This window comes from Shimia sediminis (assembly GCF_003990645.1).
Lineage (GTDB): Bacteria > Pseudomonadota > Alphaproteobacteria > Rhodobacterales > Rhodobacteraceae > Shimia > Shimia sediminis.
This window is the reverse complement of record NZ_RYZK01000005.1, coordinates 181,253-194,590: the sequence shown is the minus strand read 5'-3', so window position 1 is coordinate 194,590 and position 13,338 is coordinate 181,253. Positions and strand designations below refer to the sequence as shown.

12 protein-coding genes are annotated in these 13,338 nt (G+C 61.2%); 3 read left to right on the top strand and 9 right to left on the bottom strand.

The features are described from left to right. Nucleotides 1-4: 4 nt before the first annotated feature. Nucleotides 5-1,177: an MFS transporter gene (locus EK369_RS13010; protein WP_127114693.1), complete on the bottom strand. Its 1,173-nt coding sequence runs from the start codon at nucleotides 1,175-1,177 to the stop codon at nucleotides 5-7. A 148-nt stretch (nucleotides 1,178-1,325) separates the two neighbouring features. On the opposite strand from EK369_RS13010, the gene EK369_RS13005 reads away from it, so the two are divergent. Then, on the top strand, nucleotides 1,326-2,495 hold the full coding sequence (locus EK369_RS13005; RefSeq protein ID WP_127114692.1) for a DUF3095 domain-containing protein: 1,170 nt from the start codon (nucleotides 1,326-1,328) through the stop codon (nucleotides 2,493-2,495). A 4-nt stretch (nucleotides 2,496-2,499) separates the two neighbouring features. On the opposite strand, the gene EK369_RS13000 is transcribed toward EK369_RS13005, so the two are convergent. Continuing rightward, on the bottom strand, nucleotides 2,500-3,912 hold the full coding sequence (locus tag EK369_RS13000) for a pyridoxal phosphate-dependent decarboxylase family protein (RefSeq protein ID WP_127114691.1): 1,413 nt from the start codon (nucleotides 3,910-3,912) through the stop codon (nucleotides 2,500-2,502). Between the two features lie 113 nt (nucleotides 3,913-4,025). Between EK369_RS13000 and hpaR the strand changes: the two genes are divergently transcribed. Continuing rightward, on the top strand, nucleotides 4,026-4,466 hold the full coding sequence (gene hpaR, locus EK369_RS12995) for a homoprotocatechuate degradation operon regulator HpaR (RefSeq protein ID WP_127114690.1): 441 nt from the start codon (nucleotides 4,026-4,028) through the stop codon (nucleotides 4,464-4,466). Nucleotides 4,467-4,469: 3 nt separating this feature from the next. On the opposite strand, the gene EK369_RS12990 is transcribed toward hpaR, so the two are convergent. The 7 genes from EK369_RS12990 to EK369_RS12960 all read right to left on the bottom strand — a co-directional run bounded on the left by EK369_RS12990 (nucleotide 4,470) and on the right by EK369_RS12960 (nucleotide 12,137). Next, the gene (locus EK369_RS12990) at nucleotides 4,470-4,805 is read right to left on the bottom strand and encodes a hypothetical protein (protein ID WP_127114689.1); all 336 of its coding nucleotides are present in this window, start codon (nucleotides 4,803-4,805) and stop codon (nucleotides 4,470-4,472) included. Between the two features lie 2 nt (nucleotides 4,806-4,807). Beyond that, nucleotides 4,808-5,626: a PaaX family transcriptional regulator C-terminal domain-containing protein gene (locus tag EK369_RS12985; protein ID WP_164726995.1), complete on the bottom strand. Its 819-nt coding sequence runs from the start codon at nucleotides 5,624-5,626 to the stop codon at nucleotides 4,808-4,810. 81 nt (nucleotides 5,627-5,707) lie between these two features. Further along, the gene (gene paaZ / locus EK369_RS12980; protein WP_127114687.1) at nucleotides 5,708-7,738 is read right to left on the bottom strand and encodes a phenylacetic acid degradation bifunctional protein PaaZ; all 2,031 of its coding nucleotides are present in this window, start codon (nucleotides 7,736-7,738) and stop codon (nucleotides 5,708-5,710) included. Nucleotides 7,739-7,999: 261 nt separating this feature from the next. After that, nucleotides 8,000-9,187: a cytochrome P450 gene (locus tag EK369_RS12975; RefSeq protein WP_127114686.1), complete on the bottom strand. Its 1,188-nt coding sequence runs from the start codon at nucleotides 9,185-9,187 to the stop codon at nucleotides 8,000-8,002. Next, a complete protein-coding gene (locus tag EK369_RS12970) occupies nucleotides 9,187-10,539 on the bottom strand; it encodes a TRAP transporter large permease (RefSeq protein WP_127114685.1) in 1,353 nt (450 codons plus the stop codon). The genes EK369_RS12975 and EK369_RS12970 overlap by 1 nt, the downstream gene beginning before the upstream one ends. After that, complete coding sequence (locus EK369_RS12965; RefSeq protein ID WP_127114684.1) at nucleotides 10,536-11,042, bottom strand: TRAP transporter small permease; 507 nt, start codon at nucleotides 11,040-11,042, stop codon at nucleotides 10,536-10,538. Before EK369_RS12965 ends, EK369_RS12970 begins: the two co-directional genes overlap by 4 nt. A 72-nt stretch (nucleotides 11,043-11,114) precedes the next feature. Continuing rightward, nucleotides 11,115-12,137, bottom strand: coding sequence for a TRAP transporter substrate-binding protein (locus tag EK369_RS12960; protein WP_127114683.1), 1,023 nt, complete (start codon nucleotides 12,135-12,137; stop codon nucleotides 11,115-11,117). A 414-nt stretch (nucleotides 12,138-12,551) separates the two neighbouring features. On the opposite strand from EK369_RS12960, the gene paaG reads away from it, so the two are divergent. Continuing rightward, nucleotides 12,552-13,337 carry a 2-(1,2-epoxy-1,2-dihydrophenyl)acetyl-CoA isomerase PaaG gene (paaG, locus tag EK369_RS12955; protein WP_127114682.1) on the top strand — a complete coding sequence of 262 codons (786 nt, stop codon included), beginning with the start codon at nucleotides 12,552-12,554 and terminating at the stop codon, nucleotides 13,335-13,337. The last annotated feature ends 1 nt before the right edge of the window (nucleotide 13,338 follow it).

Genomic DNA, 13,338 nt, shown 5'->3' with positions numbered 1-13,338 from the left:
GGGATCAGTCCGTTCTGTCCTGGCTGAACAGGTAGATCGCGACACCCACAAGGGTCAGCAACCCGAACAGGACAAACAATGTCTGATAGGCCAGCACTGGCGCGCTGTCTGCCATCGCGCCGTGCAGCTTGCCCGACAGGGGCTGCATCACGCCAACGCCGCCGATGCCAAAGAGGTTCAAAAGCGTCACGCCGCGCCCCGTCAGATGCGGGGGAAAGAAACTGCGGGCATGGGCAATGATGACCGGAAACGACGCGCCGCAGAACCCCACGGCCGCCATCAGCGCAATGGCCGTGACCGGGCCGCTCTCGATGAACCACGCCAGAGCAAAGCAACTCAGCGCGACCAGCGTGTTGCCGACAACGATCACCCACTTGCGGGTGCCAAATATCCGGTCCGAGGGGCCATAGACCAGCGTTCCGCCGATCATCGCCAGCCCCATCACCAGCGTCGCCGTGCCGATCTGGCCGGTTGTCATGGCAAAGACATCACCCAGATAGGGGCCAATCCACAGGCCCCGGATTCCGGCCGCGGGCATGTAATTGACAAACATCAGCGGGAACAACAGCCACAGCGCCGGCATCTTCAACAGATCCAGAACCGATCCTTTTTCGTCATGCTCGACCTTGGGCGGGTCCTTGACCATCAGCCCCAGACCGATCGCCGTCACCGCGCTGAACGCGGCAAGCGCCACCAGCGACATGCGCCAGCCGATTGCCTCGGCGGCCCAGGCCATCGGATAGGACGCCACGAGATTGCCGACCGAGCCGACGCCCAGCATCAGCGCCGCCAGCGTGGCAAACTGCGCCGCCGGATAGCTGCGCGCAAAGATGTAATAACTCGCCATCAGCACGGGCGAACAGCCGATCCCGATCAGCGCCATGGCGACATTGATATGCGCGGGCGTTGTCGCGAAAGAGAACAACAGTGCCCCGCCACCGCCGCCGATCAGCAGCAGCGCCGACGAGGTCAATCGCGGCCCGATCCGGTCCAGCGCGGCCCCCACCGGGATCTGCATCGCCGCAAAGATCAGAAACCAGAGCCCCGAGGCAAAGGCCAGATCCTCGGGCGTTGCCCCGATATCGGTCTTCAGGACCTGCGTCAGCACCGCCAGAAACGAGCGAAAGAACTGGCTCAGCACATAGGCAAAGCACAACAGGATCAGGTCAGCGCGCATCTTCGGGTCCCCTCGACAAGTCCCAAGACATGACCCCAGCCACGCATGAAAGGCAAGAGGTCGCTTCACGTGCTTGTGCGCCATCGTGCGTTGTACTGATCCGAACCGCGCCCACCTACGTATCAATAGAAAGGGACAGCTTTGAACCATGGACCAGCATTTGCCGCATTCAACCCAAGATTTTTATAAAAACCTGCCCCGCATTGCGGAGTTTTCCCGTCTCGCAGCGCCTGATGCCTATATGCCTCTGCCCGATGATTGGGTGGTGGGCGTGGCGGATATTGTCGGCTCCACCAACGAGATTGCCGCCGGGCGCTACAAGGTTGTGAACATGGTCGGCGCTGCGGTGATCTCTGCCCAGCTTAATGCCGCCGAGCTCAGGCCCGTGCCCTACATTTTTGCCGGGGACGGTGCAGGCTTTGCGGTCTGGCCAACGCAACGCGTGGCCGCCGAACGCGCGCTCCTGGCGGTGCAGCATTGGGCCGAGCAAGAGTTCTCGATCACCCTGCGTGTTGCCATGGTCACCGTCGCCGACATCCGTCGCGCTGGACAGGACGTGCGCGTTGCGCGCCACGCTCCGTCCGAGGCGGTCGACTTTGCCATGTTCTCTGGCGGTGGGCTGGCCTGGGCCGAAACCCAGATGAAAGCCGGCAACCTGCGCATGCTCGACACGCCTGATCCTGTGACAGCCCCCGACCTCACCGGCCTCTCGTGCCGTTGGTCCAACATGGACGCGCAAAACGGAACCATCTTGTCGCTGGTCATGAAACCCAGCGCCGGCGTCTCGCCCGAGGCCTTTGCCAAGGTCGCGCAAGACGTCATCCGCACCACCGATGGCAATGACCGTGGCGGCCACCCGGTCCCTGACGATGGCCCCGGCTTCGGGTTCCCGCCACCGGGCCTTGGGATCGAGGCCCAGGCCCAGCACGGCACGCGCCCCGTTTGGCTGAAGAAACTGTCGCTTCTGGCGCTGAACCTGATGATCTTTGTGATCTTCTCCGCGCGCCTGCGCATGGGCAGGTTCAACTCAACGGACTATCGCCGCAGCATTGGCCCCAACGCCGATTTCCGCAAATTCGATGACGGCTTGAAAATGACCCTCGATTGCGACGCCCAGGCGCAGGCGCGGATCGAAGTGGTTCTGAAAGAGGCCGCAGAGCAGGGCCTCGTCAACTATGGTCTGCACACGCAGGCGCAGGCCATGATGACCTGCCTTGTGCCCTCTGCGACCGATGCCGGGCACATGCACTTTGTCGATGGCGCGTCCGGCGGCTATGCGCTTGCCGCCGCCAAACTGGATCAGGCCTTGCCCGCGTAATCTCTCAACGCAAACCCCGTGCGATCTCGCAGATCACATCATAGGCCATCATGACATCCTCGCGCGTGGCATCGAAATGCCCGGCCTGAAACCGGATCGCCAGCGCCCCGTCCACGCGGGTCTGCGTCAGGTAGATACGGCCATCGTCATTGATCGCATTGACCAGCCGAAGATTGAGCGCGTCGAGGTCTTCCGCCCCTTCAGGCGCATAGCGGAACGTCCAAAGCGACCACATCGGCGGTGTCACGATCTCGAAATCCGGCTCCCGCGCCAGCCTGTCGTGCAGCTCTCGCGACCACGCGACGTGGTTGCGAATCCTGCCGCGTAACCCGTCCAGACCGTATGAGCGAATGAGAAACCACAGCTTGAGCGCGCGGAACCGCCGTCCCAGCGGCACCGACCATTCCGAATAATTGATGATCCCATCCTTGCCATGGGTCTTCAGGTACTCCGGGCTGATCGCCAGGGTGCGCGTCAGATCTTCGGGCGAGCGCACAAAATGCACCGACCCATCAAACTGTCCGCCAATCCACTTGTAAGGGTTAAAGACCAGACTGTCGGCGTGCTCGACACCGTCCCACAGCGGCCGGAACTCGGGGCAGATCATCGCATTCCCGGCCCATGCCGCGTCAACATGCACGTAAAGCCCGTGCTTTTTGGCAACCGCGATACAGTCGGCAATCGGGTCCGTCGCACCGGTGCCCGTGCCGCCAACGCACAAGATGACGCCAGCCGGCACCATGCCCGCATCCAGATCGGCCCGGATGGCCGCATCCAGCGCCGCCGGGTCCATGCCCCTTTGCGCACCTGCAATCGGGATGCGGATCAGGTTGTCCTGACCAATGCCCGAAATCCAGATCGCCCGGTCAATCGACGTGTGCACCTCGGAACTGGCATAGATGCGCAGAGGTTTCTGTCCGGGCAGCCCTTCGATGTTACCGGCCCAGCCCAGTGCCTTTTCCCGCATTGTCAGCACGGCGGCCAGTGTGGCGCCACTGGCGCTGTCCTGAATGACGCCGTGGAAACCCTCGGGCAACCCCATGCCCTGACGCAACCAATCCAGAACGCGGGTTTCCATCTCGGTCGCGGCGGGCGAGGTCTGCCACAGCATGCACTGTGCAGACAGGTTGGCGATCATGTAATCGGCCAGCACCGTTGGCGGGGTCGCATTGGTCGGGAAATAGGCAAAAAAGCGGGGATGCTGCCAATGGGTGATGCCCGGCATGACGATGCGTTCGAAATCGGCAAAGATCTCTTCCATGTCGGTGCCCGTATCCGGCGGGGTCACGGGGAGCGCATTGAATACCTCGCCCGGTGCCACCTGTGCCCGGACCGGACGGTCGCGAATGGTTTCGTGATAGCTCTTGGCCCAATCCGCGAACTTTGCACCCCACTTGGCAAAATCATCCCAGTTCATGGCGTCTCCCTCAGATTTTCATGCTGCTTTTGTTTAACAAGTTAACAAAGTGCGACAACGTTGACAACCCAATCCATATTGCCCTTTTGAATGGCAACGTGCATGAATGATCTATGGCGTCAAAGACTAAAAACCCGTCCACCACCCGATCCCTCCCCATCGCGCTCCTGCGCGCCCGAGAACGTGTCATGTGGCCGATCCGCGGAATGCTGGCCGATGCCGGTGTCACCGAACAGCAATGGCGGGTCCTGCGTGTGCTGGACGAAGAGGGGCCGATGGACCCGACGTCAATCGCTGAACGCGCGGTTCTGTTGCTGCCCAGCCTGACACGCATCCTGCAGAAACTCGAAGACAAAGGCTTTGTCACCCGCGAGCGTGATGAATCCGACCGCCGTCGCCAGATCATCCGCGCGACGGAAACGGGACGCCACATCATCGCCGTCAACATGGACACCTCTCGCAAGATTCTGACCGACCTGCGGGAACGGCTGGGCGATGATCGCCACGAAGTGCTGATCGACCTCCTGAATGAGCTGACCGCGCTCGACGACTAGGGCTCAGCCCACCCGTCGCAATTTCCAAGCCACCACCATCACCGCAATCGCGGGGATCAGGATCGTGCGTGCGACATCCCACAGGCTCGCCTGCCAGCGCCAGCGGCCAAGGGTTTGGATGTTATCGCGCATGTCCAGCAGCTCCATGCCAACACCCAGCAACAGCGCCCCGCTCAGGGCTGCCACAAAGGGTGCCAACCGCACCCCCCTGCGGCACCACAGAACGGCGATCCCCACCAGCAGCAAGCCAATCAGCACATGCAGGATATCCCGGTCTATCGGCAAAACATCGGACAGCCAAAGCTTGAACGCCTGATAGTCCGAGCTTTGCAAATCCATGCCTAGGGGCTTGCCCCGGCCTGCTCCAGCACCGCCAATTCGGGGCGGCCGAGCCGGTCCAGCAGGTCCAGCGCCTTGCTGCGGCACGCCGGACCCTTCCAGCCTTCGGGAAAGAAATGCGGCGGCAGGTCGGCATGGGAAAACAGCGCCTTGCGCCAGACATGCACGAGGATCGTGCGCAGCGTCGCGATCTGCAACGGGCCAAGCGGCGGCATGGCCTCGCACTTGGCCGCAAACCGGTCCAGCGCGATCTCAAGGTCTTCATAGGCCAGCATCACCGGCGCAGGCGCGATCTTGTGGCGCAGCCAGTCAGGCACATGATCCACGATGCCCACCATGGTCAGGCTGTCCGGCACCGTCTCAGCCTGGGCAGAGGTCAGGAACACTCCCGGCGCCACCGGCAGCACGCCTTTACGGCGCATCGCCTTGTCCCGGGCCCCCTTGCCGCCCTGCCGCGCCGGGGGGGCGACGCTCAATTGCCAGGCCTCAGGGGTGTCGAGACTGCGCTGATAGATCCTCGGGCTGGCGGCGCGGCTTTGCGCCAGGCCACTTTCGGTCAACGAGTAGTGGCTGGCGCGCCCTTCACGTTCGCTCTGAATCCAGCCATCTCCCCGCAACCGGTGCAACGCCACCCGCATGGCCTCGGGCTTGATGCCCATCGGCTCGGTCAGGCGTGACAGCACCGCGCCGCTGATCCGGTCACCGGGGCGCTGGGCGAGATCGCCAAAAATGGTCACGATGATCGACCACACCCGCTGATTGCGGTTGTAGGTCAGAACTTCGACGCTCTCGGCAAACCAGGTTTTGGGGTCTTCACGCATGCCCATTCAATATCCGGGCTTGCGGTGTTTGGCCAGAGCACCCGTAGGTCGGACAAACTTTGTCCGACCTACCCCGACACCTCAGTAGGCGTTCATGGTCAGCAGCTCGTATTCCGCAACCATCTCGTCATCCTGATTGGTCAGGGTCACGTGCCAGCGCACCTCGCCGTACTCATCATTGCGCGGGGTCTTTTTCTTGACCGTCAGGCGCACCTTGATGCTGTCCCCGGCCGAGACCGGCTTCATAAAGCGCAAGTTGTCCAGACCGGTGTTGGCCAGAACAGGCCCTTCGTTCGGCTCGACAAACAGACCCGCCGCAAAGCTGAGCAACAGATAACCATGCGCCACGCGCCCCGGAAAGAACGGGTTCCGCTCGGCGGCCTCCTGATCCATGTGGGCATAGAAGGTGTCACCGGTGAAATTGGCGAAATGCTCGATGTCGTCCATCGTGACGGTGCGCGGCTCGGTGTGCAGCGTTTCGCCAATCGACACCTCGTGAAAGCTGCGCGTGAAGGGATGCGCCGGGCCTTTGATCTCTGTGCCACCGGGCACCCAGGTGCCACCAATCGCCGAAAGGATATCGGGTGAACCCTGAATGGCGGTGCGTTGCATATAGTGTTTCACACCGCGCACGCCGCCCATTTCCTCGCCACCACCGGCACGACCGGGGCCACCATGCACCATATGGGGCAGGGGCGAGCCATGGCCGGTCGACTCTTTCATCGAGTCGCGGTTGTTAAAGTACAGACGCCCATGATAGGCGCCTGCGCCAATCGCCACCTGACGCGCCACATCGGCGTCATGGGTGATGACCGAGGCCACAAGCGAGCCCATGCCCTTGTTGACCAGCTCAATCGCGTGATCGACATCGCGGTAGCCCATGATCGTGCTGACCGGGCCAAAGGCCTCGGTGTCATGCACGCGCTCGGCGCTGTCGGGGTTGGCGCAATGGAACAGCATCGGCGGCACAAAGGCGCCTTTCTCGGCGTCCGCCCCATCCACGATAAAATTCTCCGGATCGCCAAACACGCGCTCCGCTTCCTGACCGATGATCGCGGCCTTCTCCAGCACGTCACGTTTCTGACCGCCAGAGACCAGCGCCCCCATGCGGGTGGTGTCCAGACGCGGATCACCGATCACGGTTTTGGCCAGCCGGTCCGACAGCGCTTCGATCACCGCCTGAACGGTGTTTTCCGGCGCAATGATGCGGCGGATCGCGGTACATTTCTGCCCCGCCTTGGTGGTCATCTCACGCTGCACTTCTTTCACGAACAGATCGAACTCGGGCGTTCCCGGCACCGCATCCGGCCCGAGGATCGAGGCGTTGAGGGAATCCTGCTCCGCCACAAACCGTACCGAGTTCTCCAACAGGATCGGGTTTGACCGCAGCTTCAGCGCGGTATCGGCAGAGCCGGTAAAGCTGACCACATCCATCATGCCCAACCGGTCCAGCATGTCGCCCAGACCGCCCGAAACCAATTGTACGGACCCCGCAGGCATCAGCCCGGACTCGATCATCAGCCGCACGCACAGCTCGGTCACGTAACACGAGTTGGTGGCAGGTTTCACGATACAAGGCACACCCGCCAGAATGGTGGGCGCCAGTTTTTCCAGCATGCCCCAAACCGGAAAGTTATAGGCGTTGATATGCACCGCAACACCCTGCAAGGGCGTGCAGATGTGCTGCCCCAGGAATGTGCCGTTGCGCGACAGTTGCTCAATCTCACCGTCCAGATAGACATGCCCGTCCGGCATCTCGCGACGGCCTTTCGAGGCAAAGACCAGCATGGTGCCGATGCCGCCATCAATGTCGATCATGTGGTCGGACTGCGTGGCACCTGTGTCAAACGAAAGATCATACATCGCCTGACGATGCTCGCGCAGGTACAGCGCCACGGCCTTCAGCATCCGCGCGCGGTCGTGAAAGGTCATCTTGCGCAGGGCAGGGCCACCCACATTGCGCCCGTAGTCCAGCATCGCCTGCACGTCGAGATCATTGTTGCCCGCGCTGGCGATCACCTCGCCGGTGACGGCACTGGCAATGTTGCGCGCGCCCGCGCCGGGGGCCAGCCACTCACCTGCGGCAAAGCTGGAAATCTGTTGGACAGTCATTTCTTGTCTCCTCGTCCTGTCGCATCCCGCGACGTTCGAATCCGGTCTTTGCCGGACAGTCTAATACACGACCGAACGGTCGGTCAATGAGTTTGCGACACGAGACCCACTCAACGTCTGCTGATACGTGTCCCTGTCGCGGCGGGCCAAAATTCTTCAAAGAATTTTGCCAAGGCTTTTTCAAAAGCCTTGGTCCCCAAAAGTGGTCAGGCGGCCTCCCGGATCACTAGCGGGAAAACCATGCCAATGAAGTCTGACGGCCTAACCCAAACGTGCGGGCAGGCTGGCAAAGCCCCGGAACCGCAGACGGCCTCCGCGCAGCGCTCCGGGCAGGATCTCGTAGTTCGGATAACGCTCCAGGAAACGCCCCACCGCAATGCGTCCCTCCATGCGGGCCAGCGTCAGGCCGACACAGGTATGCGCGCCGCCAGCAAAGGCGATGTGCTTGTTCGGGCGGCGGTCCAAAACCATCTCATCGGGGTTCGGGAACTGTGCCGGGTCGCGGTTTGCGCCGCCCATGCACAGGTGAATATCCGTGCCTTTGGGAATGGTGAACCCGTGCATCTCAACCTCGGCTGTGGTCAGCCGGTTGCCAAACTGGTTCGGGCTTTCCATGCGCAGGAACTCATCCACCGCCGTGGTGATCAGCTGCGGATTGGCAATCAACTCGGCGCGTTTGTCCCGGTGCTGATCCAGCAAGGCAATCGAATTGCCGATCAGATTGGTTGTGGTCTCATGCCCTGCGTTCAGGATGAAGATACAGTTCTGATACAGCTCGACCTCGGTCAGGTGATCGCCCTCGGTGTGGATGAGCCGCGTCAGCACATCCACTTCCGGGTCACGCGGGTTGGCCTTGCGATCCTCGATGATGTCGCGCAGGAAGACCTTGAAATCCGTGACGGACTGGTTGCCGAGCGCCTCCTCTTCCGGCGTCAGCGCAGGCTCCAAGGCCCCGAGAATGGCCAGCGACCAGTCCCGCAGCGGATCGCGCAACTCATGGGGAATGCCCAGCAGGTTGCCAATCACCTCAATCGGGATCGCGCCCGCAAAGGCCTCGATCAGCTCAACCTCTGCCTGACCGTCCATCTCGTCCAGCAGGCCCGCGATCAGCGTTTCCAGCCCCGGCTCCATCTGCGCCAGCGCGCGGGGGGTCATCGCCCCCACCATCACCTTGCGCACGCGGGTGTGCAGCGGCGGATCGTTGAACACCAGCGAATTGGTGTGGTGCTCGTAAAGCGGCGAGTCCACCCCGTACTTGGGGCCAAACACCGCCTTCTTGTCCGAGATGAACGTGGTCGTGTCGCGATAGATCCGGTCCAGATCCTCATAGCGCGAGACGATCACGCTGCCATCGGGCTGCACACAAGCGGGCGCCTCTTCCCGCAAGCGTTGGTAATGCGGGTAGGGATCGTCGTGAAACCCCTCGGGCAGGTTGGTCAGAACAAACATCAGTGCCCCATCGCGCCCATTTGTTCAGGCAGCACCAGCACGATCCACGGGATCAGCACGATCAGCGCCAGCCGAAAGATGTCGGCAATCCAGAACGGCGTAACACCCCGGAAAATCGTGCCGGTCGACACATCGCCCACAACCCCTTTCAGGATGAACACGTTGAGACCCACCGGCGGTGTAATCAAGGAAATCTCCGTCACAACAACAACCACAATCCCGAACCAGATTGGATCATATCCCAGGCTCGTGACAAGCGGGAAAAAGATCGGCACCGTCAACAGCAGCATCGACAGCGATTCAAATACGCAGCCGAGGATAATGTAGATACCCAGGATCATCAGGATCACCACAAAGTTCGGCACGTCATAGGCCGTGACCATGGCAATCAGCGCCTCGGGCAGGCCTGCGAGGTTGATAAAGTTCGAAAAGATCTGCGCCCCGATCAGCACCGCGAACAGCGCCGCCGCCGTGAATGAGGTCTCTTTCAGCACTTCCAGCGTCGACTTGATGGTCAGACCACCACGCGACAGGGCGATCAGAAAGGCGCCCATCGCCCCCATGCCCGCCGCCTCGGTGGGTGAGAAGGTCAGGTTCAGCGGATAGAAATCAAACGCACCGTAAAGCCCGCCGATCACCAGGAAAAACAGCAACAAGACAGCCCAGACCGACTTCATCGCCATCAACCGCTCACCCCAGCCCGCGCGCTCCCCGGCAGGGCCCGCGTTCGGGTCGCGCCACACGGTCCAGCGCACGGCGAACAGATAGAACAGGATGCCCATGGCGCCGGGCAGAATGCCCGCCATGAACAGCTTGCCAATCGACGTCTCGGTCAAGAGACCATAGATCACCAGAATGACTGAGGGCGGAATGAGAATGCCCAACGTGCCCCCGGCAGCAATCGACGCGGTCGACAGCTCGTCGGAATAGCCATAGCGGCGCATCTCGGGCATCGCGACCTTCGACATGGTGGCCGCGGTGGCCAGCGACGATCCACAGATCGCCGAAAACCCGCCACAGGCCGCGACGGTCGCCATGGCGATCCCGCCGCGCATGTGCCCAAGGAACGCGTTCGACACCGCGTATAGCTCTTTGGCCATGCCGCCCTTGTTCACGAACAGACCCATCAGGATGAACAGCGGCACCACCGACAGGCCGTAATCCTGTGCGGTATCGGTGATCTGGCGGCCCACCATCGACATCGCGGCCTTCAGGCCCCGCTCCGAGAACATCGAGCCGCCCCGCTCATAGGCAAAGCCCAGCGTTCCGACCAGCCCCATGGCAAACACAATCGGCAGGCGCACCAGCACCAGCACGAGAACAATGGCAAATCCAATCAGTGCGGCGGTCATGAGCGGCTCTCCACAAGCAGGCGGGGGGCAAAAAGGTGCAACAGGCCCACCACGATCATCGCGATGGCAGCCAGGGCAGTGAAAACTGTGATGAACCAGCCCACATAGAACTGTGGGATGGCCAGGTATTCGGTGACGTCACCGTAATCGCGGGCGCGTTCGGCCAGGATCCAGACCCGCTGGATCGGCCAGAACAACATGATGCCCGAGGCCAGATAAACGATGCCGTCGCGCAGGCGGGACAGGCCCAGACGGGCAAAGAAACCGTCCGTCAGGTCAACCGCGATGTGATCGCCGCGGGCCGAGGCCACGGGCAAAACCGCAAACACCAGAATGGCCATCAGGATCCGGGTCAATTCAGTCGCAGCCTCGATCGGCGCGTTAAAGATGGACCGCAGGATCACGTCGCAAAAGGTCATGACCATGAGAATGAACAAGGCGACCGAGGCCACCAGAACCGGCACGACACTCAGTCGGCGGAACAGTTGAAGCAGAGAGGCCATGCGGCAGCCCTTTCTTCGAAAACGGGGTGAGGGGATGAACCCGGCGCCGAAACACCGGGTTCAAGGGCAGGCTTAGTAGGCCGCCATTTCCTTGGCGATCATGTCATAGGCGGCTTGTGCGTCGACACCTTGTTCGGCGACTTCGGCGATGACGCTGGCGCGTACTTCTGCAGCAATCGCTTCGAACTTGGCCAGATCTTCCGCGGTCGCGGCGTTGATCGCATTGCCTTCGGTCGAGGTGGTGGCGTCACGACCAATGGCGTCGATCTCGTCCCAGATCTTGCCGATCTCACGGCTCAGCGGCTCACCAAAGACTTTTTCTTCCAGCGCGGCCTGTAGGTCGGCAGGCAGATCGGCGAACATGTCTTCGTTCATGATGAACGCGAACGATCCACGATAGAGACCACCGGGAACTTCATAGACGTTCTTGGCAACTTCGGTCAGCTTAAAGCCTTTGCGACCTTCGAAAGGCATCACAACGCCGTCAGCCGCGTTCGAGGCCAGCGTTTCGTAAACCTTAGGCGCAGGAACCGCGATACCTGTGGCACCCAGCGCCTTGCCGACGTCACCGCCAACACCACCGGGGATACGCACTTTCAGACCGGCAACATCCGCCAGCGAAGTCACGGCAGCATTCGAGTGCAGCTGCGCAGGACCGTGTGTGTGCAGGGCGACAACTTTCACGCCGCGGTGCTCGTCGGCTTTCGACAGGTACTTGTCATAAGCGCGCCAGTAAGCGACGGATGCGGCTTCGGCTGAGCCTTCATAGCCGGGCAGTTCGATCATCTTGGTCGCGGTGAAACGACCCGCCTGATAGCCGTGGAAGATGATGGTCAGATCGGCAGCGCCATCCATGACCAGGTCCATTTGTGCCGGGGGCGGGGCCATGCCCAGCTTCAGCTCTGCGGTCACCTTGCCGTCGGTGGCTTCTTCAACCATCTCAACGAATTTCGGCCACATCATTGCGTTGATGCCGTGGGTGGGCGGTGCCCAGCTTGAAATGGTCAGCGTATAGTCCGCAGCAAATGCCGCGGCACCGGTCACGGCCATGGCCGCGCCAGCCAGAAGCGAGGTGAGTTTTGTGAATTTAGCCATTTGGTCCTCCCAATTAAGGCGTAGTAAACAAGATAATTGTGAATGTGTTAATTGTTAATTTTGTAACCATCAACACACCCGGTTCATTTTTTAAACCGCACGAAAACGCGCGGGTGTGGTCCACGGCGCGCCAGATTTCATACCCGGCAAGCTCATGAATTCATGCGTGATTTCCTCAGATACCCTGTGTTTTATGGGGTTTCTGCGTGCGAGTGGACCCATTGAGGGCGCAAATCCCTCTGGGCACAAAGAGATACGGATTTCAGAGAAACCCGAAAACTTTGTAACTTTCCTCGTCGGATTTTCAGACATGTCTAAATATTCCGCATTTTGAGAATCACGTTGCAGTGTTTTATTGACCAACCGTTCGGTTTATGCAAGAACAAGATCGAAACAATCGAACAAAGGACCGTCATGAGCGATACGATTCTTGCGCAAGACCACGGGAACTGGGTGGAAATTACATTGAACCGCCCGGATCGGTTGAACTCGTTCAACGACGAGATGCACTACGCCCTGCGTTCCGAGATCGAACACGCGCGGGATGCCGGCGCGCGTGCGATCCTGCTGACCGGGGCCGGGCGCGGCTTTTGTGCCGGTCAGGATCTTGGGGATCGTGACCCTTCGAAAATGGATGGCCCGCCGGACCTCGGCAATACGGTGCGCACCTTTTATGCGCCGCTGGTCAACCTGATCCGCTCGCTGAATTTCCCCGTCATCTGCGCGGTCAACGGTGTCGCTGCCGGGGCAGGGGCCAACCTCGCGCTGGCCTGTGACATGGTGTTCGCCGCCGAAAGCGCCAAGTTCATTCAGTCGTTTTCCAAGGTGGGCCTGATCCCCGACACCGGCGGCAGCTGGCATCTGCCCCGCCTTCTGGGCGAAGCGCGCGCCAAGGGTCTGGCCTTTACCGCCCAGCCCTTGCCCGCCAAACAGGCCGAAGACTGGGGCCTGATCTGGAAGGCCGTGGCTGACGCAGACCTCATGACCACCGCCCGCGCACAGGCCGAAACCCTGGCCAACGGCCCGACCCTCGGTCTTGGCCTGACCAAACAGTGCATTCAGGCGTCCGCAGTGGACACGCTGAAAGAACACCTTGAACTCGAGGCCGACGCCATGAAAACCTGTGGCGAAAGCGCGGATTACGCCGAGGGGGTTTCCTCTTTCCTCGAAAAACGCGCACCGGTCTTCAAAGGGAACTGAC

Excerpts from the sequence above, each read along its gene's own strand:
- EK369_RS13010 (WP_127114693.1), bottom strand. The coding sequence starts at position 1,177 with ATGCGCGCTGACCTGATCCTGTTGTGCTTTGCCTATGTGCTGAGCCAG.
- EK369_RS13005 (WP_127114692.1), top strand. The coding sequence starts at position 1,326 with ATGGACCAGCATTTGCCGCATTCAACCCAAGATTTTTATAAAAACCTG.
- EK369_RS13000 (WP_127114691.1), bottom strand. The coding sequence starts at position 3,912 with ATGAACTGGGATGATTTTGCCAAGTGGGGTGCAAAGTTCGCGGATTGG.
- hpaR (WP_127114690.1), top strand. The coding sequence starts at position 4,026 with ATGGCGTCAAAGACTAAAAACCCGTCCACCACCCGATCCCTCCCCATC.
- EK369_RS12990 (WP_127114689.1), bottom strand. The coding sequence starts at position 4,805 with ATGGATTTGCAAAGCTCGGACTATCAGGCGTTCAAGCTTTGGCTGTCC.
- EK369_RS12985 (WP_164726995.1), bottom strand. The coding sequence starts at position 5,626 with ATGCGTGAAGACCCCAAAACCTGGTTTGCCGAGAGCGTCGAAGTTCTG.
- paaZ (WP_127114687.1), bottom strand. The coding sequence starts at position 7,738 with ATGACTGTCCAACAGATTTCCAGCTTTGCCGCAGGTGAGTGGCTGGCC.
- EK369_RS12975 (WP_127114686.1), bottom strand. The coding sequence starts at position 9,187 with ATGTTTGTTCTGACCAACCTGCCCGAGGGGTTTCACGACGATCCCTAC.
- EK369_RS12970 (WP_127114685.1), bottom strand. The coding sequence starts at position 10,539 with ATGACCGCCGCACTGATTGGATTTGCCATTGTTCTCGTGCTGGTGCTG.
- EK369_RS12965 (WP_127114684.1), bottom strand. The coding sequence starts at position 11,042 with ATGGCCTCTCTGCTTCAACTGTTCCGCCGACTGAGTGTCGTGCCGGTT.
- EK369_RS12960 (WP_127114683.1), bottom strand. The coding sequence starts at position 12,137 with ATGGCTAAATTCACAAAACTCACCTCGCTTCTGGCTGGCGCGGCCATG.
- paaG (WP_127114682.1), top strand. The coding sequence starts at position 12,552 with ATGAGCGATACGATTCTTGCGCAAGACCACGGGAACTGGGTGGAAATT.